We start from the raw sequence: 20,994 nt of genomic DNA, 5'->3' as shown, positions 1-20,994 counted from the left end.
TCCAGCAGCACTTTGTTCTCCCACGCCCAGAAATCCAGCGATTTAGACGTAAATTCGGTCCCGTGATCGACGGTGATACTTGCCGGTAAGGGGACCCGCTTGGCGACTCGCTCGAGCACCTGAACCACACTGTCACCGGTCAGCCGAAAACCGGCCTCCAGCACTGGACTCTCACGACTCCAGTTATCCACGACAGTCAACACCCGAAACGCTCGCCCGTCAGCTAATTGGTCATGCACGAAATCCATGCTCCAGCGCTGCCAAACACCTGTTGCCTGAGGGGCAGGCCCCCGATGCAAACTCAACCGCTTATTGCGACGTACGCGCATTCGGGCCTGCAGCCCTTCCAGGCAGTAAAGGCGATGCACTCGTTTGAGATTGACCTGCCAACCCTCTCGACGCAAAAGAATATGAATTCGCTCATAACCAAATCTCGGCCTACTCATCGCGATATCCCGAATTCGCATCCGCAACGCAGACTGATCGCGCGCGCGGCTTTTGCGATACCAACTACCGCTGGAGAACTGGCCTAGCCGACACGCCCTTTGGACGCTTACCTGATACACGTCCAGGATCCATTGAACCACCTCACGGCGGCGTGTCGGCGTCAGACTTTTTCGGATTACATCCTGCAGAATATGCTTGTCCAAAGTCAGGTCGGCCACAACCCGTTTGAGCCTGGCGTTTTCCTCTTCAAGCTGGCGCTGCCGGCAAATCTCGCTGGCAGCAAGGTCGTCGTACTTCTTTTTCCAGTTGTAGAACGTCGCCTCCGATATACCCAATCCGCGACAGACATCCGACACGGGTGCCAGCTTCGGCTTGACGTAGTGCGTACGTCACTTGTGCTTCTGTATAGCGTGATTTCTTCATGGCGTCCTGCTCCCTCTTCAAAAAGAGCCTGAGACAACCTTACTCCAGTTTTGAACTGCCTACGTTTTTTGGGAGAACGTCAATGTCTTGCGGGGCTCTCGGTAGAATTAACTCCTATCGGGATATCTTCGAGAATTAGACCAGAACACAATGCCGTCTTAGAGCTACAAAAAACCTACTATCTAGGGTCGGATCATCGCTGGCTATGGAAGCGTACAAAAACTGGCTGATCAAACGGCTGAAGATATCAACTTGTCTGAACAAATTCGTCGACTTTTCCTACCAGGAGCCGAAAATAATCAAAGTATTTCTTCTTCAGCACAAAAATATTGAAGATCACTTTACTAGTCCAACCATATTGGATCAGGACGACAGACCGCACAGCAACAGCAGGCGATTTCGCATTCCGTCGGCTATCCACACGATCTGTGGATAACTTTGTGGATGGATCGAGCACATGTCGGCGAAAGCATGTCGGTATGCGCACCCCGCACAGCCTGCTCAATACCTGAGCAGGCTGTGCGGGGCATTTCACAAAACGGATACCCGAGGTGTAACATTAGCCTATTTCCCCATCCCGCGCAGCGGCTGCCGCCTGCGCCACGAACCCGTATCCACCATGACCGACATTTCTCTCAAAGAACGCATCAGCTCTGCCGTGAAGGACGCCATGCGCGCCCGCGCCTCCGAACGTCTCGGCACCCTGCGCCTGCTGCAGGCCGCCATCAAACAGAAGGAAGTGGACGAGCGTCGCGAACTGAGTGACGCCGACATCACGGCCATCCTGGAAAAACAGGTCAAGCAACGCCGGGAGTCGGTCGCTGCCTATGAGCAGGCAGGACGCACCGAAACCGCCGCCCAGGAGCGCGCCGAGATCACCGTACTGCAGGAATTCATGCCCCAGGCTGCCAGCCCGGAAGAAGTATCCGCGGCCATCGATGCCGCAATTGCAGCAGCCACGGCCCAGGGCATCAGCGGTGCCCCAGCCATGGGCGTGATCATGGCCGAACTCAAGCAAAAGCTGGCCGGACGTGCCGACATGGGTGCACTATCCAAGGATGTCAAGGCACGCCTCTAAATATCGCCACTGTACGCCCAAAATCCATACGCAGCGTGGATATACTGGCACCACGGCGTACGCAGATGATATACTGGGCGGCAAGATAGTGTGCTCCACCGCATATCTGACTGCATATTGAGTGCAGTCCCGCCTTGCCGGATCCTGCTGCAGGTTCGGCATCAACCTCCCCCCTTTCCCACCGCCGCTGTCCAGTCTGCGGTACCAGGTTACAGCGCCTGGCGCAGGTGCCGACACGTGTGCCCGTTTTGTTTCGAGCCCGTGCCGTGCCCGATGGCCGGAGAATCGTAGCGACGCCTTGCCTCGCTGCCTGGGGATATTCAGAAGGAAAAGCATCATGGCCAAAGAAGAACTCATCGAATTCAACGGTACCGTCGACGAAGTCCTGCCTGATACGCGCTTTCGTGTCACGCTCGACAATGGCGTCAGCGTGTCGGCCTATGCCTCGGGCAAGATGAAGAAACACCGCATCCGCATCCTGGCCGGCGACAAGGTCACGCTCGAAATGTCGCCCTACGATCTCACAAAGGGCCGCATCAGCTTCCGCCACAAGGTTGAGCGCACCGGCGCACCGGCACCACACCACCGGCACGGCAGCCGTCACTGATCGAACAGACTCATCTGGCGGGTCGTTGTGCCGGGCTCCTGAAAACTGCTCATGCCGACCCCGGCCAGCCTGTAGAGCGTTCGGGATGGCTGCTCCACACGCCGCAGCAATTGCTCGATCGCAAGATAGAGCCGCTCTCCAGAATCAGGGGTGCCCGTGAAGCTTTGGCTGCGCGTCAGCACCCGGAAACGAGCCGTCTTGAGTTTGAGAACCACAGTCCGGCCAAGCAACCCCTTGCGTACAACTTGCGACCACAGTTTGTCGCACATCCTCCGCAGCGGCACGCGCAAGGCATCCAGATCAAGATCCCGCTCGAACGTTTCCTCCACCGACACCTGCTGCACCGCCTGAGCGGGCTCCACAGGCCTGAGGTCCAGGCCATGCGCACGATCCAGCAACTTGCCACCGAAACGACCAAAGAGTTTTTCAAGCTCGGCACGCTCGTGTTTTCTCACGTCGCCGGCGGTCTGTATGCCCAGTTCGGACAAACGCTGCCGGGTCACCTTGCCGACCCCCGGAATTTTGCCTACCGGCAACTGCAGCATGAAGGCATCTACATCCCTGGGACGAATGACAAACAACCCGTCAGGCTTGTTCCAGTCCGATGCGATCTTGGCCAGGAATTTGTTGGGGGCCACACCCGCAGAAGCCGTCAGCCCGGTTTCTTCACGGATCTCACGGCGAATAATCTCGGCCACCTCGGTAGCCGAAGCCAGGCCGCGCTTGTTGACGGTCACGTCAAGATAAGCCTCATCCAGCGACAATGGCTCGACCAGATCCGTATGACGGCTGAAGATTGTCCGCACCTGCTGCGATACGGCACGGTAGCGCGCAAAATCAGGAGGCACGAACACCGCCTGCGGGCAAAGTGCCGCGGCACGCAGGGCCGACATGGCAGAGTGCAATCCGAAGCGGCGCGCCTCGTAAGAAGCCGCACAGACCACCGAGCGCGGCCCTTCCCAGGCCACCACGACCGGACGTCCGCGCAGCGATGCATCGTCACGTTGCTCGACCGAAGCATAGAAGGCATCCATATCGACATGAATGACTTTGCGCAGCGCCATGTCAGGGATCATTTTTTTACCCGCAACGATCCGAATGCACGTATGCTTGGCATGGCCCTACCCAGGCATCTCCACCCACACACAGGATGAATGATCATGAAAATCAGCACCCGCAACGTTCTCTCCGGCAAAATCATCTCCATCGTGAGCGGCCCGGTATCCACTGAGGTCACGCTGGAAATTGCCCCAGGCGTAGAGATCGTTTCGTCGATCACGACACACTCGGCCAAGTCCCTTGGCCTCAAGGAAGGTGCCCAGGCCTATGGCCTGATCAAGGCATCGAGCGTCATGATCGGCATCGATGACTGATTGAGTACGGAGGCACGCCTGCGGGCGTGCCTCATCTCAGAGCATCTGCCCCAGAAAGGCCCGCGTGCGCTCATGGGCTGGTGCTGCAAAGAAATCTGCCGAAGCGCGATCTTCCAGGATGGCACCCTGATCCATGAAAGCCACCCGCTGCGCCACCTCGCGGGCAAAGCCCATCTCATGGGTCACCACCAGCATGGTCATCCGCTCATCGGCCAACTGACGCATGGTGCGCAATACCTCGACGGTCAATTCCGGGTCGAGCGCCGATGTCGGTTCATCGAACAGCATGATATCGGGCTCCATCGCCAGAGCCCGGGCAATCGCCACACGCTGTTTCTGCCCGCCCGACAGGCGTGAGGGATAATTGTCCCGCTTGTTGAGCAAGCCCACCTTGCGCAGCAGCTCCTCGGCCTTGGGGATAATCGCCTCGGGTTTCATACCCTTGACCGTGACCGGTGCCTCTATGATGTTCTGCAGCACAGACATATGCGGGAACAGATTGAACGACTGGAACACCATACCCATCTTGCGACAGATCCGGCGTACCTCGGCATCAGGCGCGTAGCGACTGCGACCACTCGCTTCGGCTGAAGCCAGCATCTCGCCCTCGACGACAATGCTGCCCTCGTCGATCGTTTCAAGATGGTTTAGGCAGCGCAGAAAAGTGCTCTTGCCCGAACCCGAAGGACCAATCACGGCCACCACCTCTCCCCGACGCAGCGTCAGGGAGACATCCTGCAGGACACGCACGGCACCGAAACTCTTGCCGACCCCGCGCGCCTCGATCATGATTTCGTTTGCCTCGACGGAGACTGCCGGTATCGCGCTGTGCGCCTCAGTCATCGTACTTTGCATAGTGTTTCTCCAGCCGCTGGAACCCCCAGGTCAGGATCAGCGTCATGATCAGGTAGAACGCCGCCGCCACGATAAAGGGCGTGGTGGTGAAATCCCGCTGGACGATACCGCGTGCGGCACGCAGCAGGTCATTCAGCGCCAGCACATAGATCAGCGAAGTATCCTTGACCAGCGTAATGGTTTCATTGCTCATGGGCGGCAGGATGCGCCGCACCATCTGCGGCAGAACGATACGTCGCATGGTCTGGGAATAATTCATCCCCAGCACCTTGGCGCCCTCGTACTGGCCCCTGTCGATCGACTGTATGCCGGCCCGGAAAATCTCCGCGAAATAGGCGGCGTAATTGAGTGCGAACGCAACCACCGCAGCCGGGAAATCAGGCAGCCGTATACCGATCACCGGCACGAACGGCAAGGCGAAATAGATGAACAGCATCTGCAGCATCAGCGGCGTACCGCGCATCAGCCAGATATATCCATTGACCAAGCCGCTCAGTACGCTGAAACGCGAGATCCGCGCCAATGCCAACACCAGTCCCAATGGAACGGCCAGCACCAGCGTGATGAAAAACAGCTTGAGCGTAACCTGTGCCCCCTGGGCCAGCGGTCCTATAAGTGAAATGACATAGTCCATGCAATGGATTCCTGCTGCACAACCTTGGGATTATGACAGCATTCGAAAAGTCCCACGTTCGATGCCGGCGACAAAAAACAAAACACCGGCGTCCCGAAGGACCGCCGGTGCGCCGGATATCGGGATAGCCGCTGGTGCATCGCACCCGGCGGCCATCCTGTTCATCCCGATTATTACTTGATGATGTCGGCACCGAACCACTGGGTAGCGATTTTACCAGCGCTGCCATCCTGCTTCATGCCATTGAGGGCATCATTGATCTTGGTCAGCAATTCAGTATCGTCCTTGCGCACGCCGACACCATAGTCTTCTGTGCCGAAGTGATCTTCGAGCACGCGAAACTCGTCAGCACGCTTGGCAACATAGTAACGGCCCACGACCTCATCGACGACCACGGCATCCAGGCGCCCCGTGCCCAGGTCCATCAGTGCCGTGATGTTGTCGCCAAACGTCTTCAGATCCTTGAAGCCGGCGGCCACGTCGGCCTCTTTCTTGATGGCGTCGACCGCACTGCTGCCTTCCTGCGCACCGACCGTCTTGCCGGCCAGGTCTGCCTTGCTCTGGATCGGGGAAGCAGCGGCCACGATGATGATCTGGTGGTTTTCCATGTAGGGATCGGTGAAGCCGATATTCTTTTTGCGCTCTTCGGTGATCGTCAGGCCATTCCAGAGTACGTCGACACGCTTGCTGTTGAGCTCGGCCTCCTTGGCGCTCCAGTCAATGGGCTTGAATTCGACCTCGATCCCCAGCCGCTTGGCTGCCTCGCGGGCCATGTCGATATCAAAACCGACCAGCTCATTCTTTTCATCACGGAAACCCATGGGCGGGAAATTGTCATCCAGGCCGACGACAATGCTGGTGGCCACAACAGGTGCGGGAGCAGCGGCCTGCTCCTGGGGCTTGGCTTCCTCACCCTTGCCGCAGGCGGCAAGAGCAACGGCAGCGGACACCATGGCAACAGCAGTCAGTTTATTCATGTTCGATCTCTGAAAAGAAGTGACGCAGTGAAAGGGGGAAAAAGAAATGTTACCACCTACAGTACGACAATGCCGCACGACAAGACTATGCTGATTTCCAAAAAATATATCTCCCTGCTTGCAAAAGCCGAAAGCATTGCTATAATTCAAGGCTTGGCTTTTGTCGCACAGCCCCGGCAACGGGAATCGACCACGCGGTGCATCATGACAAAACCAGGAGCAGGACAGGTGGCAGAGTGGTCGAATGTACCTGACTCGAAATCAGGCGTACGTGCAAGCGTACCGTGGGTTCGAATCCCACCCTGTCCGCCAACCGGACATTCCAAAAAGGCCGCATCACCTGCGGCCTTTTTGGTGCCCACAAGCCCCAGGCAACATGCCCCGTCGGGGCTGCACAGCGGCACATATGGGGCTATTCCTTGACGCAGGGCTACCCGCCAATGTCCTCGCCCCCTCCTCTCATTGCCACACAGCACGATACGCGTGCCCGCAGCCTCAGCTTCGTCAACCGCATCTACCGGATGCGGATCGTCGGCACCGGCCTGTACATGCTGCCGATCGCATCCGTACTCATGGAGCAGGTACAGCCACCCGCCTGGATATGGGCTGCACTCCTCGTCAACGGATTGATCTGGCCACATATTGCCTGGTGGCTGGCACGCCGGGCCGAGCAGCCCTTGCGCCAGGAGTTCGGCAACCTGATCGCCGACACGGCGCTGGCAGGAGCCTGGATTGCCCTGATGCATGTCAGCCTGGTGCCCACCATCATTATCGTCAGCATCCTGAGTGCCGACAGGATTGCAGCAGGCGGTCTGCGCCTTCTCAAGAAAACGCTCATCGCCATCGTGACCGGCTTTGTGCTCACCTGGATATGCCTGGATTATCCATTTCAGCCGGAGAGTTCGCTGCGCACCATTGCCGCCTGCTTTCCCTTCCTGTTTATCTATGGTGTCAGCCTGAGCTACGTCACGCATCAACTGGCTCGCCAAATCGCTCGCCAGAATCGTGAACTCGAACGACTGAGCCGACTGGACCCCGCCCTCGGCCTTCCCAATCGCCGCTATTTCGAGGATCGCGCCCAGCACGCCATGTCCCTGTTCAAGCGTACCGGCCAGCATGCGTCGCTGCTGCTGATCGATGTCGATCATTTCAAGTCCATCAACGACCGCTATGGTCATGCCGTTGGCGATGCCGTGCTGCAGGCCGTGGCACACACCCTGGCCAGCGCCGTGCGCGACATCGACCTCGCCGCCCGTTATGGTGGCGATGAATTTGCCGTCCTGCTGGCCGCAACGGAAGCCAAGGCCGCACTGGAAATCGGCGAGCGCATCCGGCGACAGGTCGAGATGCTGACGTTCGAAGGCAGCCCGGAACTGCATTGCAGTATCAGCATCGGCAGCGCTCAACTGCAACCATCGCACACCATGCTGCGGGACTGGATTGCCGATGCCGACAGTGCCATGTACCGGGCCAAGCAGCATGGAAGAAATCAAGCAATGTCGGTCTGAAGATTTGTGTTTTTAAAAAAGAAGGGATATAATCTTTTTCTTTCGGGGCGTAGCGCAGCCTGGTAGCGCACTTGCATGGGGTGCAAGGGGTCGCGAGTTCGAATCCCGCCGTCCCGACCATAAAAATCAAGGCCTTACGTAGTGATCTACGTAAGGCCTTGTCCATTTCTACCCTGCGTCAAGGTACCAATCCGCCATGCTTGAGCGTCACCCTGATAGCCTGCAGGTTATCGGGCACGACATGGATCAGCCCCCTGCCTGGCACATCTATCTCGGCAATCATGAATAACGTAAGTGCCGTAATGACGGGTGTCGTCAACAGCAGCAGATGACTACCTTGCCGGCCACGCATGTTGTAGCCGATCAAAAAATTTGAGCATATGCCAAACAACAGCAGCATGATCCAGGCCGCATTGGGTATCTGACGCCGCCAACTGGCCATGGTTTTCTGCTGGCTGACATACAGCGCCGTGGAAGCTGCCAGAACCGTACTCACTATGGCATTGGGCTCAGCCCTGGCGATCCGACTGACCAGCAGCCACATGCGCGTCTGCGATTCGATGGCCTGCAGGCGCAACTGGGTACGCAGTGTCTCGTCGCCGGTCTCATAGAACCGGATACGCAATTCCAGATACTCCGTCAGCAGTTGCCCTGCCCGCGCCTGATATTGATCCTCCAGCAAGGTCGTGTGCTGAATGGCATTGCCGATGGCAATGGCCTCGTTTTCTTCTGCCGCGATGCGCGTGTTGTAGCCGCTGATGGCAAACGACAGGATAAATCCGACCAACAAGCCAAATAACGACAGGGAAGCCCCCAGAACGATTTTCAACTCATCTTCGAATGCCTCTGTCCGCCTGTAGTGCCGACTCCAGGTGCGCTTGCCCAGCCACGAGGCTGCGCACAGACTGAACAGAAACACACACAGCGCCAGCCATGAGTCAATGTCCATGAAAAGAAAGTCGACAGGCATATATTTTTTGCTCTAAGGCATCGGCGGATTGATTACTGGCAGAAAAATGCCATGCGCTCTATTTTAGAGATATCCCGTATCACTGACGAGATATTGCAAAGGTTCCGGCCAACACATCGAGCCCGTCACACCGGGACGCTCCGCACACCGCAGACTTCTGGTACAAATCAGGGGCGCGCAGGAACTTCTGCCGCAACTGTTTTCCCCCACGAATTCTCACGCCTTTCCACCTCACAATATCCTATGTGCACACGAATCATCTATCACGGGCTCCAGGGCCTGAATTTCACCGCCCGTTCCATGGATTGGAAATCGGACATGCATACCAACCTGTGGGTACTGCCACGGGGTATTGCGCGCAATGGCAACTGCGGTCCCGACAGTGTTCAATGGACTGCAAAATATGGTAGCGTCGTCGCCACGGGCTATGACGTATCCAGCACAGACGGCGTCAACGAAGCCGGTCTCTCGGTCAACCTGCTGTGGCTGGCTGAATCTCAATACCCTGCGCCCGATTCTTCCAAGCCGCTGCTGACCATCGCCGCCTGGGCACAGTATGTGCTGGATCAGTTTGCCACTGTAGACGAAGCCATCAAGGCTATTTCGAGTGAGCCGTTTTCTCTGGTGTCTGCGAACGTGCCCGGAGAAGAACGATTGACGACCCTGCACATGTCGCTTTCCGACAGCAGCGGCGACAGTGCCATCATCGAATATATCGATGGCAAACCGGTCATCCACCACAGCAGGGATTATCAGGTGATGACCAACTCGCCCACCTACGACGAGCAACTGGCCCTGAACAAATACTGGGAAAGCATCGGGGGCACGATTATGCTACCGGGCACCAATCGGGCTGCCGACCGTTTTGCCCGTGCTCAGTTCTATATCAATGCCGTGGAAAAGCAGGAGGATCCTGATCTGGCCCTGGCCAGCGTACTGAGCGTCATCCGCAACGCTTCCGTGCCCTTCGGTCTGAGCACACCCGACCAGCCCAACATCTCATCGACCCGCTGGCGTACGGTCGTGGATCACAAGCGCCTGCGCTACTACTTCGAGTCAACCACAACCCCGAATGTCTTCTGGGTAGATGTCGGATCCCTGGATTTCTCCCAGGAGACCGGAACCATACGCAAGCTGGAATTGGGTCCCAACCAGCGCAATATCTTTCATGGCGTGGTCAACGACAACTTTGTGGCTGCGCCGGCCTTCACCTTCCTGGGTATTCCAGTCAAAGCCTGACCTCACGCCCAGAAAAAATAAAGGGCTGTCATATATATGACAGCCCAGACAATACTGCGGTCAAATATTGCCGGTTATTGCTTGATTGTTCCCCACGCCTGCACCAGCGCATCATGCAGGGCAATCGTCGGGTTTTCCTTGCAGTGCGTCAGCAGCACGGGCTGAAGCTTGGCAACTCCATCAATATCCAGCACTTCGGCATCCGGCTTGCCAGCGCGATTGAGCGCCTCGGCAAAACCGAGCACCGTCGGCTGTACATCTTCGTTCACAGCCAGATAATCACTGCAGAGCCAGAGCGGCACGGGTTTCTTGGTGTCGGCATGCGCCAGACCACCCAAAGTGGACATACCGAATACAGCCAACATCAGCATCGTTTTTTTCATAGCCAACCTCATGTCAGTTATACCGCAACCACTCCAGAGTCTTCCCGGATTCGTGTGGAGTCGGCACGAACGGGATACAACAATAACGCGGCTATGAAACCATATTTTTTTTCTTTTTACTATCTCTGTTCAGATATTTGCATGATCCTTGATGCTTGATTGCAGGCACAGTCGGCCGCAGCAGGTTTTTTCAAACCCAAAAAGATCAGTTTGAATACCCTGCCTGACAAAGAAGTATCAGCCGATCGCTCGCCCGAGCATTTCCGAAATGCTGGACAGTTCAGCCCTGATGGACTGCAGCTCGGCACCACTCAGGCGCACTGCGGCTTCCAGGTCCCGAGGCTCGTCGCGCCCCTCGCCCAGCCGGTTCCGCGCACCACTGATCGTGAACCCTTCATCGTAGAGCAACGCACGGATGCGACGGATCAGCAGCACCTCATGATGCTGGTAGTAACGACGGTTGCCGCGTCGCTTCATTGGCTTGAGTTGGGTAAACTCCTGCTCCCAATACCGCAGCACATGCGGCTTGACGCCGCACAGCTCGCTCACCTCACCAATGGTGAAGTAGCGCTTTGCTGGAATGGAGGGCAATGCAGAGGTGGATTCCTGGGCAGTCATGGCACTCGACTCGGGAAGATTCTGCATCAGTCTACCTCGATAACCGTTTGCGTGGCGTGTTCGCCGCCCGCATGCTCAACGGCATCCTTGAGCTTCTGGCTGGCATGAAAGGTCACCACGCGACGGGCTTCGATGGGCACCACCTCGCCGGTCTTGGGGTTGCGTCCCGGACGCGGCGGCTTGTTGCGCACCTGGAAATTGCCGAATCCCGACAGCTTGACCTCGTCACCCGTGGCAAGCGTATCGCGAATCTGCTCGAAAAAGACATCGACGATTTCCTTGGCCTCGCGCCGATTGAGGCCAACCTGCTCAAAGAGCTGCTCGGCCAGCTCGGCCTTGGTCAAGGTCCGGGATGCGTCTGTCATTCCATGCTCCTGTTCATACCCGCTGGCGGGCACCATGCTGCCGGACGAGTGCATCGCGCAGCAGCGCCAGGGCCGTTTCGACCCGCGCATCGTCCAAAGTGGCATCAGTGTCCTGCAACCAGAAGCGGAAGGCAAGACTCTTTTCCTTTTTAAACAAAGCCTTGTCATCCCCTTCGACGGCCGTCCCGGCGTCGCGCCAGACATCGAACAACCGCACGTCACGAACAATGGCCAACTCCGGCTGCTGCAGGCGTTCGGCGGCAATGGTATCCAGCATGGACTGCCAGGTCACTGCTTCATCCACCCACAGCGCAAGATCACGTTGAACCACCGGCTGGCGCGACACCTCCCGATAAGAAGGCACATGCGCCTGTACCAGAGCATCAAATGCCACCTCGAACAGCACCGGTGCCGAGGCCAGGTCGAATTGACGCACCCAGCGCGGATGCAACTCCCCCAGCCAGCCGATTACCTCGCCCTTGAACAGAATCTGCGCACTGCGCCCCGGGTGCAGGGCTGGGTGCGGCTGCGCCACGAAGGACAGCGAATCGGCCTGAACACCGAACAGGTCGATCAGATCCTGCTTGATATCGAAGAAATCGACCTTGCGAGCCGTCTCTGCCCATTGTTCGGGCAAGGCCGGCCCCCATGCAGCAGCAGCCAGCCGCAATGGCTGATCGACGCCCTGCACACCCAGCGGACCGTCTTCTGCGGCAGCATTGCGCCGAAATACACGCCCCAGCTCGAACACCCGCACGCGCGGCTGGCGGTGGTTGGCATTGTGGCGAATATTGGCCAGCAGCCCCCCCCACAGGCTGGAACGCATGACCGACATGTGGCTGGCGATCGGATTCAGCAATTCGATGGGTTGCACATTGTCGGTGAGGTCGCGCTCCCAGGCCGCCTCGACAAAACTGTAGTTGACCACTTCCTGGTAATCCAGGTCAGCCATGACCCGACGCAGGGCGTGCGGGCCGTGCTTGGCCTCCGGACGCATGCGCATTTTTGCCCGTGCCAGCGGCGGACGCTCGGGAATGCGTTCGTAGCCGTAAATACGGATCACTTCTTCGACCAAATCTTCTTCGATGTTCAAATCGAAGCGGAAGGACGGCGGCGTGACGCTGAATGTTTCGCCCTCGAGCACGAAAGGCAGCCCCAGGGCCTCGAAAATACCGGCCACCTCATCCTGTGTCACATCAATGCCCAGCAGGCGGCGGCAGCGCGAAAGGCGCATGCCCACTGCTGGCCGTGCCGGCAGGCTGACCTGCTCGTCGGTGATCGGTCCCGCCTGACCACCACAGATATCAACCACAAGACGGGTGATGTAGTCGATATGCTCGGGGATGGATTGGAAATCGACACCGCGCTCGAAGCGGTGCCCCGCTTCGGAACTGAATTTATAACGACGCGAACGGCCAGCGATCGACTCGGGATGCCAGAAGGCCGCCTCGATGTAGATCGATTGCGTCTCCAGCGTGACCGAACTGGCTTCCCCCCCCATGATGCCGGCCAGACTTTCGGGAGTATCCCCAGCCGCCACGATACCGACATCAGGCGCAAGCTCGATGGTCTGACCATTGAGCAATGCCAGCGTTTCACCCTGGCGTGCCCAGCGTACTGCCAGGCCGCCCTGGATCTTGTCCAGATCAAAGATATGCGAAGGCCGACCCAACTCCAGCATGACATAGTTGGAGATATCGACCAGGGCAGAAATCGGCCGCTGACCGGCGCGCTCCAGGCGACGCTTCATCCAGTCAGGTGTCTGCGCATGTGCATTGACGCCACGCACCACACGACCGCCGAAACGACCGCACAGGTCAGGAGCCTGCACGTCGACCGTCAGACGCTCGTCGAGCGTCACCGGCACGGGCTCGAAGGCCAGCGGGGCCAGCGGGGCCTGGGTCAGGGCCGCCACCTCGCGAGCCACGCCCATGATCGACAGGCAATCGGCACGATTCGGCGTCATCTTGAGTTCCAGCACGTGGTCATCAAGATCCAGTGCACGGCGGATGTCCTGGCCAATTTCAGTCTCGACAGGCAACTCGAGCAAGCCGGCACTCTCCTCGGAAAGCGCCAGCTCACGCGCCGAGCACAGCATGCCGGACGACTCGACGCCGCGCATCTTGACCGGACCGATCTTCATGCCACCCGGTAGTTCAGCACCGATACGCGCCAAAGGCACGACCAGGCCGGCGCGTGCATTGGGCGCACCGCAGACGATCTGCAGAAGCTGGCCGGAACCATCATTGACCTGGCAGATCCGCAGCCGGTCTGCATTGGGATGCGGTTCGGCGCTTTCGATGCGAGCCGTTACGACATTGGAAGTGGCCGGTGCCACAGGTTCGACACCTTCGACCTCAAGCCCCGCCATCGTCAGTCGGTGAGCCAGTTCTTCGGTAGAGATCTCGGGATTGACGCGCGTACGCAGCCAGGACTCGGGAAGCAGCATGGTAAGTCAGCCTATGATCGGTTTCAGTCGTTGAACTGCGCCAGGAAGCGCACATCGCCTTCGTAAAAGAGGCGCAAGTCATTGATGCCATAGCGCAGCATGGCCAGCCGCTCCAGGCCTGAACCGAAGGCGAAGCCGATGTAGCGCTCGGGATCCAGGCCAAAATTGCGGATCACGTTCGGATGCACCTGACCTGAACCGGAAATCTCGAGCCAGCGGCCCTTGTTGGGCCCCTCGGTGAACATCATATCGATTTCGGCCGAAGGCTCCGTGAACGGGAAAAACGACGGCCGGAAGCGCACGACAAGATCATCGGTTTCGAAGAAGCAGCGCAGGAAATCGGTATAGACACCCTTGAGATCGGCAAACGAAATATGCTCATCGATCCACAGTCCCTCGACCTGATGAAACATCGGCGAATGCGTGGCATCGCTATCGACGCGATAGGTACGTCCCGGTGCAATGACCTTGATCGGCGGCTTGTTCATGCGTGCATAGCGCACCTGCATCGGGCTGGTATGGGTGCGCAACAACAGCGGCAAGCCGCCGGCATCCTTCATGTCCACATAGAAAGTATCCTGCATCGAACGAGCAGGATGGTTCTCGGGATTGTTCAGCGCCGTGAAATTGGTCCAGTCGTTTTCGATTTCCGGACCATCGGCCACGTCGAAGCCGATCGAGCGGAAAATTTCCTCGACGCGCTCCCAGGTACGCATGACGGGATGGATGCCACCCCGCCCGCGACCGCGGCCCGGCAGGGTCACATCGATCGATTCGCTCGCCAGGCGCTGTTCAAGCTCGGCATCGGCCAGCGCCTGCCGACGTGCATCCAGCAGATCGGAAATGGCCTGTTTGGCCTGATTGATGCGCGCCCCTTCCGACTTCTTCTGCTCGGGATCGAGCTTGCCCAGCCCCTTGAGCAGTTCCGTCAATGCCCCCTGCTTGCCAAGGAACCTGGCCTTGGCATTTTCGAGTGCGGCCACATTGGGGGACGCGGAAAAGTGTTCCTGGGCCTGACGGATCAGGTCATCGAGCTCCACAGTCATAAGTCACGCCTATCAAGCAACTGGAGGAAAAGATGCATTGTACAAATGCAAACGGGGCTTTGCAGCCCCGTTTGCGATCACCGCGAAAAAGCCTGGAATCAGGCAGCCAGAGCGGCTTGAGCCTGCTTGACAATCGCGGCGAAACCAGCCTGGTCACGCACAGCCAGATCGGCCAGGACCTTGCGATCCAGCTCGATCTGGGCCTTCTTGAGGCCGGCGATGAAGGCACTGTAGCTGACGCCATGCTGACGCACAGCGGCGTTGATGCGCGTGATCCACAGTGCGCGGAACGTACGCTTCTTGGCACGACGGTCACGGTAGGCGTATTGGCCTGCCTTCATAACCGCCTGTTTGGCGACGCGGAATACATTACCGCGGCGGCCACGGTAACCCTTGGCGGCGGCGATGACTTTTTTGTGACGGGCGCGGGCGGTTACACCACGTTTGACGCGAGGCATATCAGATCTCCTTTATCAAGCGAAAGGCAGCATGGCCTTGACAGCGCTCACGTCTGCCACGTGCACGGCTGCAGAACCGCGCAGTTGGCGCTTGTTCTTGGTGGTTTTCTTGGTCAGAATGTGGCGCTTGAACGCCTGACCACGCTTGATGGATCCGCTGCCGCGGACCTTAAAGCGCTTGGAAGCGCCTTTTTTGGTCTTCATCTTGGGCATGAAAGTTCCCTGTGGGTTCGAAGTTATGAAGGCAGGCGCCCGAACCACTGCAGTCACGGGTCTTGTTAACCTGATTTCACTTATTGTTTTCCAGCCGCGAGGTTGGAAAGCCCATGATTATATCCTGAGCTGCACAAAAAAGCATCATGCACCTGTCATTCCGATGCGACATGCCACTCCTATGCCCGGCAATTCTCCTGCCGGCACGGGCAATATACAGTCGGGGCCCGGCCTGCCAAACAGGAAACCCTGAAATCCGGTGCAGCCATAACTGGCCAGGCGGGCCCATTGCGCCTGTGTCTCGACTCCTTCGGCCACGACCTGCAAGCCAAGGATTTTGCCCAGCGAGACGATTGTCTGGGCAATCATGGCGTCGACTTCATCCACCTCGATATTGCATACGAAGGAACGATCTATCTTGAGCTGCTCCAGTGGCAGGCGCGCCAGATAGGCCAGTGATGAATAGCCGGTCCCGAAATCATCCAGTGCAATCCCGATGCCATAAGCCTTGATTTGCTGCATTTTTCGAATGATATCGCCAGCATCGCCCACCAGCATGCTTTCGGTCAGTTCAAGCTTGAGGCACCGTGGCGGCGCACCGGTGCGTGCCAATGTCGTCAGCAGATCCTCCACATAATCGGCCTGCCGCAGTTGCCGGACACTGACATTGACCGACATGGTCAAATTGCACCGTTCGGGATCATTTGCCCATTGGGCCAATCGGGCACAGGCCGTCTCCTGCACCCAGCGCCCCATCTGCACGATCAGCCCGCTCTCTTCGGCCAGCCCGATGAACTCGCCCGGCGGTACCATGCCTCGCTGCGGATGCTGCCAGCGCACCAACGCTTCGAAACCGGTTGCACAGCCCTCGCCATCGACCTGCACCTGATAATACAGCCTGAGCTGATCCGCCTCGATAGCCTGATGCAGGTCTGCCAGCAGCGCAGCACGCTCGATGGCAAGCTGCTGCATGGCGGGATCAAAAAAGCAGAGCCGACCACCACCCGCCTGCTTGGCCTGATGCATAGCCATATCCGCATGGGCCAGGAGCATTTCGGCAGAACCCGCCCCCTCATCAAACAGGGCAACACCCATGCTGAACGCACTGTGCACCTCCTCACCCTCGATACGATAGATCTGGCTCAGCCGCCCAAGAATACGCCCGCCAAGATCATGCGCCTGCTGCGCCGCCTCCCGCTTGTCTGCCACCAGCCCCGCCAGCATGATTCCAAAGGTATCTCCCGCCAGTCGGGCCACCACATCGGTTTCCCTCACGCAACTGCGCAGACGCTGCGCCACTTCGCACAGAAGCAGGTCGCCCGCACCATGCCCCCTGGCATCATTGATGCTTTTGAAATCGTCTATATCGATGGAAAACAGTGCGCCACACCCCCCCACTTCACCCGCAGCCTGAAGCGTCCGCGCAAGGCGATCCAGCAGCAAATTGCGATTGGGCAGCTTGGTCAGCGCATCGTAGTAGGAGAGCTGCCGTATCCGCGCTTCGACCCTACGCGTCTCGGACATATCGCGCAACAGGCCGATAAAACGCGGCCCCGCACGATCCGGCAAACGCGATACGGCCAGCATCAACGGGAATTCGCGCCCGCCCTTGCACAGGCCGCGCACCTCGCGGCGACTGCCAATGACACTGCCAATGCCAGCCCGCATGCCGTTGCGCAACTCACCCTGATAGCGCCGCCGATAACGCAATGGCATCAACATGGCAACATCACGCCCCAATATCTCGGCAGGTGCATATCCGAACAGGCGCGATGCAGCACTGTTGAAGGCCAGCACCACGCCATCGCCATCGACACAGACAATGCCATCCACCACATGCTCCAGCACCGCAGCCATGTGACGATCGTGGTCACGCCGCTCACGTCGCAATACGGAGATCAGTCGCGACAGGCGCTGCCGGCGACGTTGCAACCAGAACAGCGCACCGCCCAGAGACAGCGACAATACGAGAAAAACGGTCACGTGAAACAGGCGCGAGAACTGTCGCAACGCATCGAACTCGCCCCGGCTGGCCAGCAGCCATTGCCGTTCATGACTGCGCGCCAGCAGCAACGCCATCACGATCAGCCCAATCCCCAACAGGAGCCATTCTGCACGCTGTCGCCATGCTGCGCCTGTCGTACGCCCCACTCCGGGAAGCCCCACCCACATTTCAATATACTCCCATGGCCGAGCATCATCCGAAATGCGCGCGCCACGCATGCCTTTCCGGCGAACGCACGGAATCGGCCGCACTCCGACCCAGGGTCGGAATCGCGCAATATTGCCACCGGATGACCGACCCAGCTGCTTTATTGCTTAAAAATAACGATTTGAGTTTAGTTGTTGCAGCGCGAGATTAGCACGAACCAAACCAAACTCAAAGTGTGTGGATTGCATTGGACGACTCGGAAATACTCCGAAACATGCCCCCTTCCATCAAACCCAGCGATGCCCAGCAACGCTTTGCCAGCAACATGCGCCGCATCCGCCTGGCCAAGAACCTGACCCAGGAAAAAGTCGCCGAAGCGGCCGACCTGCACGTCAACTACATCAGCTCGGTCGAACGTGCCAAACGCAATATTTCGATCAGAAACATCGAACGTATTGCCATCGCGCTCGACGTTCCGATGAGCGTTCTGCTCATGGATGAGCAAGAGGCACAGCATGCCCCTCCCTCCCCACCGGCATCCAACCCCAGCAAGGGCCCATGATGTTTATCAAGCCTGTGCGCCGGAAAAGCGCCCTACACTGAAGTCATTGCGCTGCACACCAAGGCATCAAAATGGCAAAGAAATTTCCACTCAACCCACAACACCCTGAACGCATATGCTGGGGCTGCGACATGTATTGTCCCGTGGATGCCACAAAATGCGGCAACGGCTCCAACCGCACCCAGCATCCTTCCGAAGTCCTGGGAGAAGACTGGTATCTGGTAGGCGACTGGGATCTGGATATTCCCACCCCCGAGCAGCCTTCCACAACGCCTGACAAATGATATATTGCGAGCCACCGGCGATCTTCGCCAGCAATCAGGACTCGCCGCCATGCCTCAAACTCCACGCACCGCCAGATCGATTTCCTGCCTGCTGCTGGGCTGCCTGGCGACCCTGATCATACTGGGCGGCTGCAGCAGGAACGTACGCTGGTCGCACCCCACGCCATCCAAGGAACTGATCGCCCAGGCACTGACAGACCTGCACGGATACCACGCCTACGGCAGCTACGACGTAGAGGACAACAGCCTGCTGGCTGAACAGGAGGCCCGACGCCTGCTCGCCAATCCTGCCCTGCTGACAGACACTACGCCCGAATTCAAGTTTATCAATGTCAGCGGCAACACCATCGAGATCATCGGCTTCACCAAATTCTTCTGCTCCCCGGACAAAAATCGCATCGACCGGCGCTGCATCTACCACTACAAGGGCGAAGTGACCGGCGCACGCTACAGCCTGCCACACATGGCACCCAACATCGATGCACTGAAGCTCGCCACCCGCCCCCTGCTGCTCGAGGTGCGCCTCATCACCCCCACAGGAGAACAGGTGTCCCATCCGGCCTTCGATGGCACGTTGAGCCTGGAGAACGATCAGAATCAACGCTACAACCAGATCTCCGCATTCGTGCCGCCCGGCAGGGGACGCCCTGGCTACAGCATTTTCTGAGCACCACAAGAATTCGGCGCATTCCACCACATTCTGTCATTTCCCCGGACCCTGCGGCTGCTACCCTGAATACTTCCAGGCACGCAGGAGTCCCATGCCAAGCAACAGCCCTACCTTCCCGCCCGATCTACACCTGCGCAACCTCGACACCGCCAGATGGCTGGCTGCCCTGGCCGTCGTGCTGGTGCACTGCGCAGCACACCCACTGGTGCGCACCACCGACTATGGCACACCCGCCTGGCAGTGGGCCAATCTGTACGATGCAGCCGCACGCTGGTGTGTGCCCATATTCGTCATGATCAGTGGTGCCCTGTTGCTTGACCCTTCCAGACAACGCCCTTTCCGTGAATTCTATCTGCGCCGTGCAGCCCGACTGATACTGCCAATCATATTCTGGAGCCTGTTCTACCTGGGCTGGAGCCGGCTGATGCACCTCTGGCAGGGGGAGCCTCTCGGGCTTGCCGATTGGCTGCGCAAACTCTGGAGTGGCGCGCCCTACTACCACCTCTGGTATCTATACATGATTCCGGGACTGTATTTCTTTGCCCCATTCCTGGCACGCAGCCTGCGCGGCATGAGCCCACGCCAGCAAAGCTTCGCTACCGTCGGCATCCTTGCCCTGGCGATGCTGGACGCTCTCTACTGTCACCTGACCGGCAACACGCAGCGCGGTTTCTTCATGAGCTGGTTTTTGCCCTACCTGGGCTATTTCCTGGCGGGGCGGCTGATATACAACGCACAGTGGCGCATTCCCGCACCGGGTACCCTGCTGGCAGGAGGCATCGCACTGACGGCGCTTGGCACCTGGGCACTTTCTGACTCAACAACCCTCAGGCTCTATTTCTACGATTCCTTCAGCCTGGGGGTCATCCCCATGGCATTGGGGACGTTCCAGCTACTGCTGCGCAACGCCCTGCTGCCACGGCTACCCGCCCTGGCTGGCCTGGCATTCGGCATTTATCTGCTGCACCCGGTATACCTGGACATTCTGCGCACCAGCGGCCTGTATCATCCCGAAAGCGGAACCTACTGGGCGATACCGGCAGTGACGCTGCTTGTATTTGCGCTTTCTGCCATCAGCACATGGGGATTGAGAAATCTACAGGTCGGCAGGCTTGTTACCTGACGCATCGCCGGCATCAAACCAGCCCATGCCGCTCCAGGGCATCACTCCACAGCACCGCCCGATTCTCGTCAAAATAGCCCGACAAGATGGCTATCACAACAGGGGTATCGAGCGCATCGCGCACAATGCCATCAATAAGGTGACGTGATTGCCGCAAACTCATCCTGGATACATCATGTGCAGGATCCGGATAGCAACACCCATACCCATCAAAAGAAATCCTGACCAGATACAAACCCCCTTCCGCAGAAGTATTGAAATCGGCAAAGACCGCACCATCCTGCAGACACAGGCAATATTGACATGGCCTGCTTGGCATCGGCACCTCGCGTTGAATCTTCATACCCCTCCTTACGAGCAATACGGTAGCCCCCAATGACTGGCAGAGCGAGCATTGATTTTGTTACCAGTTCAGAAGATAGGGACGAAAAAAAACCCTTGGTAAACCAAGGGTTTCGTATTCTTTGGCGGAGCGGACGGGACTCGAACCCGCGACCCCCGGCGTGACAGGCCGGTATTCTAACCAACTGAACTACCGCTCCGCAGCGGTATGCCTTTCG

At 58.3% G+C, this 20,994-nt stretch carries 24 protein-coding genes and 3 tRNA genes; 11 read left to right on the top strand and 16 right to left on the bottom strand.

Features of this window, described 5'->3' with window-relative positions:
* The coding region (locus ABN482_RS03745; RefSeq protein WP_349502722.1) for an IS3 family transposase at window positions 1-803 on the bottom strand (803 nt) is incomplete at its 3' end.
* Between the two features lie 686 nt (window positions 804-1,489).
* On the opposite strand from ABN482_RS03745, the gene ABN482_RS03740 reads away from it, so the two are divergent.
* Together ABN482_RS03740 and infA are read left to right on the top strand one after the other, a co-directional pair.
* Entirely contained in the window at window positions 1,490-1,948 is a 459-nt protein-coding gene (locus tag ABN482_RS03740) for a GatB/YqeY domain-containing protein (protein ID WP_349502721.1), read from the top strand.
* Between the two features lie 337 nt (window positions 1,949-2,285).
* A complete protein-coding gene (infA, locus tag ABN482_RS03735; protein ID WP_349502720.1) occupies window positions 2,286-2,555 on the top strand; it encodes a translation initiation factor IF-1 in 270 nt (89 codons plus the stop codon).
* Here the strand turns inward: infA and dinB are convergent.
* Entirely contained in the window at window positions 2,549-3,619 is a 1,071-nt protein-coding gene (gene dinB / locus ABN482_RS03730; RefSeq protein WP_349502719.1) for a DNA polymerase IV, read from the bottom strand. The two genes, infA and dinB, sit on opposite strands and share 7 nt — an antisense overlap.
* Window positions 3,620-3,715: 96 nt before the next feature.
* Here dinB and ABN482_RS03725 point away from each other — a divergent pair, with 96 nt between their 5' ends.
* Window positions 3,716-3,928: a TOBE domain-containing protein gene (locus ABN482_RS03725; protein WP_143858476.1), complete on the top strand. Its 213-nt coding sequence runs from the start codon at window positions 3,716-3,718 to the stop codon at window positions 3,926-3,928.
* A 36-nt stretch (window positions 3,929-3,964) separates the two neighbouring features.
* Here ABN482_RS03725 and ABN482_RS03720 read toward each other — a convergent pair whose 3' ends face one another.
* From ABN482_RS03720 to ABN482_RS03710, 3 genes are all read right to left on the bottom strand, one after another.
* Window positions 3,965-4,717 carry an amino acid ABC transporter ATP-binding protein gene (locus tag ABN482_RS03720; RefSeq protein ID WP_349502724.1) on the bottom strand — a complete coding sequence of 251 codons (753 nt, stop codon included), beginning with the start codon at window positions 4,715-4,717 and terminating at the stop codon, window positions 3,965-3,967.
* A 46-nt stretch (window positions 4,718-4,763) separates the two neighbouring features.
* Window positions 4,764-5,417 carry an amino acid ABC transporter permease gene (locus ABN482_RS03715; RefSeq protein WP_349502718.1) on the bottom strand — a complete coding sequence of 218 codons (654 nt, stop codon included), beginning with the start codon at window positions 5,415-5,417 and terminating at the stop codon, window positions 4,764-4,766.
* Between the two features lie 173 nt (window positions 5,418-5,590).
* On the bottom strand, window positions 5,591-6,394 hold the full coding sequence (locus tag ABN482_RS03710) for an amino acid ABC transporter substrate-binding protein (protein WP_349502717.1): 804 nt from the start codon (window positions 6,392-6,394) through the stop codon (window positions 5,591-5,593).
* 222 nt (window positions 6,395-6,616) lie between these two features.
* On the opposite strand from ABN482_RS03710, the gene ABN482_RS03705 reads away from it, so the two are divergent.
* The 3 genes from ABN482_RS03705 to ABN482_RS03695 all read left to right on the top strand — a co-directional run bounded on the left by ABN482_RS03705 (window position 6,617) and on the right by ABN482_RS03695 (window position 8,022).
* Window positions 6,617-6,706: transfer RNA gene (locus ABN482_RS03705), tRNA-Ser, on the top strand.
* Between the two features lie 128 nt (window positions 6,707-6,834).
* Complete coding sequence (locus ABN482_RS03700) at window positions 6,835-7,902, top strand: diguanylate cyclase (RefSeq protein ID WP_349502716.1); 1,068 nt, start codon at window positions 6,835-6,837, stop codon at window positions 7,900-7,902.
* 43 nt (window positions 7,903-7,945) lie between these two features.
* Window positions 7,946-8,022: transfer RNA gene (locus tag ABN482_RS03695), tRNA-Pro, on the top strand.
* 58 nt (window positions 8,023-8,080) lie between these two features.
* Here ABN482_RS03695 and ABN482_RS03690 read toward each other — a convergent pair.
* Window positions 8,081-8,872, bottom strand: coding sequence for a bestrophin-like domain (locus ABN482_RS03690; protein WP_349502715.1), 792 nt, complete (start codon window positions 8,870-8,872; stop codon window positions 8,081-8,083).
* Between the two features lie 243 nt (window positions 8,873-9,115).
* On the opposite strand from ABN482_RS03690, the gene ABN482_RS03685 reads away from it, so the two are divergent.
* Complete coding sequence (locus tag ABN482_RS03685; RefSeq protein ID WP_349502714.1) at window positions 9,116-10,111, top strand: linear amide C-N hydrolase; 996 nt, start codon at window positions 9,116-9,118, stop codon at window positions 10,109-10,111.
* A gap of 74 nt (window positions 10,112-10,185) precedes the next feature.
* On the opposite strand, the gene hdeA is transcribed toward ABN482_RS03685, so the two are convergent.
* The 8 genes from hdeA to ABN482_RS03645 form a co-directional block, all read right to left on the bottom strand.
* Window positions 10,186-10,494: an acid-activated periplasmic chaperone HdeA gene (gene hdeA, locus ABN482_RS03680; protein WP_349502713.1), complete on the bottom strand. Its 309-nt coding sequence runs from the start codon at window positions 10,492-10,494 to the stop codon at window positions 10,186-10,188.
* Between the two features lie 237 nt (window positions 10,495-10,731).
* Complete coding sequence (locus ABN482_RS03675; RefSeq protein WP_349502723.1) at window positions 10,732-11,112, bottom strand: MerR family transcriptional regulator; 381 nt, start codon at window positions 11,110-11,112, stop codon at window positions 10,732-10,734.
* A gap of 26 nt (window positions 11,113-11,138) precedes the next feature.
* Complete coding sequence (locus tag ABN482_RS03670) at window positions 11,139-11,477, bottom strand: integration host factor subunit alpha (protein ID WP_502877227.1); 339 nt, start codon at window positions 11,475-11,477, stop codon at window positions 11,139-11,141.
* A gap of 13 nt (window positions 11,478-11,490) precedes the next feature.
* Window positions 11,491-13,926 carry a phenylalanine--tRNA ligase subunit beta gene (pheT, locus tag ABN482_RS03665; RefSeq protein ID WP_349502711.1) on the bottom strand — a complete coding sequence of 812 codons (2,436 nt, stop codon included), beginning with the start codon at window positions 13,924-13,926 and terminating at the stop codon, window positions 11,491-11,493.
* Between the two features lie 23 nt (window positions 13,927-13,949).
* Window positions 13,950-14,972: a phenylalanine--tRNA ligase subunit alpha gene (gene pheS, locus ABN482_RS03660; RefSeq protein ID WP_349502710.1), complete on the bottom strand. Its 1,023-nt coding sequence runs from the start codon at window positions 14,970-14,972 to the stop codon at window positions 13,950-13,952.
* Window positions 14,973-15,070: 98 nt separating this feature from the next.
* A complete protein-coding gene (gene rplT / locus ABN482_RS03655) occupies window positions 15,071-15,430 on the bottom strand; it encodes a 50S ribosomal protein L20 (protein WP_109061700.1) in 360 nt (119 codons plus the stop codon).
* A gap of 15 nt (window positions 15,431-15,445) precedes the next feature.
* Window positions 15,446-15,643: a 50S ribosomal protein L35 gene (rpmI, locus tag ABN482_RS03650; protein ID WP_143858538.1), complete on the bottom strand. Its 198-nt coding sequence runs from the start codon at window positions 15,641-15,643 to the stop codon at window positions 15,446-15,448.
* Between the two features lie 144 nt (window positions 15,644-15,787).
* Complete coding sequence (locus tag ABN482_RS03645) at window positions 15,788-17,815, bottom strand: putative bifunctional diguanylate cyclase/phosphodiesterase (RefSeq protein ID WP_349502709.1); 2,028 nt, start codon at window positions 17,813-17,815, stop codon at window positions 15,788-15,790.
* A 254-nt stretch (window positions 17,816-18,069) separates the two neighbouring features.
* Here ABN482_RS03645 and ABN482_RS03640 point away from each other — a divergent pair, with 254 nt between their 5' ends.
* The 4 genes from ABN482_RS03640 (at window position 18,070) to ABN482_RS03625 (ending at window position 20,434) form a co-directional block, all read left to right on the top strand.
* Window positions 18,070-18,357 (top strand): helix-turn-helix domain-containing protein, encoded by a 288-nt coding sequence (locus ABN482_RS03640; protein WP_349502708.1) that lies wholly within the window; start codon window positions 18,070-18,072, stop codon window positions 18,355-18,357.
* Between the two features lie 71 nt (window positions 18,358-18,428).
* Window positions 18,429-18,641 (top strand): DUF3079 domain-containing protein, encoded by a 213-nt coding sequence (locus ABN482_RS03635; RefSeq protein ID WP_349502707.1) that lies wholly within the window; start codon window positions 18,429-18,431, stop codon window positions 18,639-18,641.
* 49 nt (window positions 18,642-18,690) lie between these two features.
* On the top strand, window positions 18,691-19,308 hold the full coding sequence (locus ABN482_RS03630; protein WP_349502706.1) for a hypothetical protein: 618 nt from the start codon (window positions 18,691-18,693) through the stop codon (window positions 19,306-19,308).
* A 94-nt stretch (window positions 19,309-19,402) separates the two neighbouring features.
* Window positions 19,403-20,434, top strand: a complete 1,032-nt coding sequence (locus tag ABN482_RS03625; protein WP_349502705.1) for an acyltransferase — start codon at window positions 19,403-19,405, stop codon at window positions 20,432-20,434.
* A 13-nt stretch (window positions 20,435-20,447) separates the two neighbouring features.
* Here the strand turns inward: ABN482_RS03625 and ABN482_RS03620 are convergent, their stop codons facing one another.
* Together ABN482_RS03620 and ABN482_RS03615 are read right to left on the bottom strand one after the other, a co-directional pair.
* Entirely contained in the window at window positions 20,448-20,777 is a 330-nt protein-coding gene (locus tag ABN482_RS03620; RefSeq protein ID WP_349502704.1) for a hypothetical protein, read from the bottom strand.
* A gap of 122 nt (window positions 20,778-20,899) precedes the next feature.
* Window positions 20,900-20,976 (bottom strand) — tRNA-Asp (locus ABN482_RS03615).
* Between the last annotated feature and the right edge of the window lie 18 nt (window positions 20,977-20,994).

It is taken from the genome of Corticimicrobacter sp. (genome assembly GCF_040137905.1).
Taxonomy (GTDB): domain Bacteria; phylum Pseudomonadota; class Gammaproteobacteria; order Burkholderiales; family Burkholderiaceae_B; genus Corticimicrobacter.
Note: the sequence above shows the minus strand (reverse complement) of the source record. Positions and strands in the feature narration are given on the sequence as shown.

Bases quoted from the DNA above. Each gene is read 5' to 3' on its own strand.
- ABN482_RS03740 (WP_349502721.1), top strand. From the start codon at position 1,490: ATGACCGACATTTCTCTCAAAGAACGCATCAGCTCTGCCGTGAAGGAC.
- infA (WP_349502720.1), top strand. From the start codon at position 2,286: ATGGCCAAAGAAGAACTCATCGAATTCAACGGTACCGTCGACGAAGTC.
- dinB (WP_349502719.1), bottom strand. From the start codon at position 3,619: ATGGCGCTGCGCAAAGTCATTCATGTCGATATGGATGCCTTCTATGCT.
- ABN482_RS03725 (WP_143858476.1), top strand. From the start codon at position 3,716: ATGAAAATCAGCACCCGCAACGTTCTCTCCGGCAAAATCATCTCCATC.
- ABN482_RS03720 (WP_349502724.1), bottom strand. From the start codon at position 4,717: ATGATCGAGGCGCGCGGGGTCGGCAAGAGTTTCGGTGCCGTGCGTGTC.
- ABN482_RS03715 (WP_349502718.1), bottom strand. From the start codon at position 5,417: ATGGACTATGTCATTTCACTTATAGGACCGCTGGCCCAGGGGGCACAG.
- ABN482_RS03710 (WP_349502717.1), bottom strand. From the start codon at position 6,394: ATGAATAAACTGACTGCTGTTGCCATGGTGTCCGCTGCCGTTGCTCTT.
- ABN482_RS03700 (WP_349502716.1), top strand. From the start codon at position 6,835: ATGTCCTCGCCCCCTCCTCTCATTGCCACACAGCACGATACGCGTGCC.
- ABN482_RS03690 (WP_349502715.1), bottom strand. From the start codon at position 8,872: ATGCCTGTCGACTTTCTTTTCATGGACATTGACTCATGGCTGGCGCTG.
- ABN482_RS03685 (WP_349502714.1), top strand. From the start codon at position 9,116: ATGTGCACACGAATCATCTATCACGGGCTCCAGGGCCTGAATTTCACC.
- hdeA (WP_349502713.1), bottom strand. From the start codon at position 10,494: ATGAAAAAAACGATGCTGATGTTGGCTGTATTCGGTATGTCCACTTTG.
- ABN482_RS03675 (WP_349502723.1), bottom strand. From the start codon at position 11,112: ATGACTGCCCAGGAATCCACCTCTGCATTGCCCTCCATTCCAGCAAAG.
- ABN482_RS03670 (WP_502877227.1), bottom strand. From the start codon at position 11,477: ATGACAGACGCATCCCGGACCTTGACCAAGGCCGAGCTGGCCGAGCAG.
- pheT (WP_349502711.1), bottom strand. From the start codon at position 13,926: ATGCTGCTTCCCGAGTCCTGGCTGCGTACGCGCGTCAATCCCGAGATC.
- pheS (WP_349502710.1), bottom strand. From the start codon at position 14,972: ATGACTGTGGAGCTCGATGACCTGATCCGTCAGGCCCAGGAACACTTT.
- rplT (WP_109061700.1), bottom strand. From the start codon at position 15,430: ATGCCTCGCGTCAAACGTGGTGTAACCGCCCGCGCCCGTCACAAAAAA.
- rpmI (WP_143858538.1), bottom strand. From the start codon at position 15,643: ATGCCCAAGATGAAGACCAAAAAAGGCGCTTCCAAGCGCTTTAAGGTC.
- ABN482_RS03645 (WP_349502709.1), bottom strand. From the start codon at position 17,815: ATGTGGGTGGGGCTTCCCGGAGTGGGGCGTACGACAGGCGCAGCATGG.
- ABN482_RS03640 (WP_349502708.1), top strand. From the start codon at position 18,070: ATGCCCCCTTCCATCAAACCCAGCGATGCCCAGCAACGCTTTGCCAGC.
- ABN482_RS03635 (WP_349502707.1), top strand. From the start codon at position 18,429: ATGGCAAAGAAATTTCCACTCAACCCACAACACCCTGAACGCATATGC.
- ABN482_RS03630 (WP_349502706.1), top strand. From the start codon at position 18,691: ATGCCTCAAACTCCACGCACCGCCAGATCGATTTCCTGCCTGCTGCTG.
- ABN482_RS03625 (WP_349502705.1), top strand. From the start codon at position 19,403: ATGCCAAGCAACAGCCCTACCTTCCCGCCCGATCTACACCTGCGCAAC.
- ABN482_RS03620 (WP_349502704.1), bottom strand. From the start codon at position 20,777: ATGAAGATTCAACGCGAGGTGCCGATGCCAAGCAGGCCATGTCAATAT.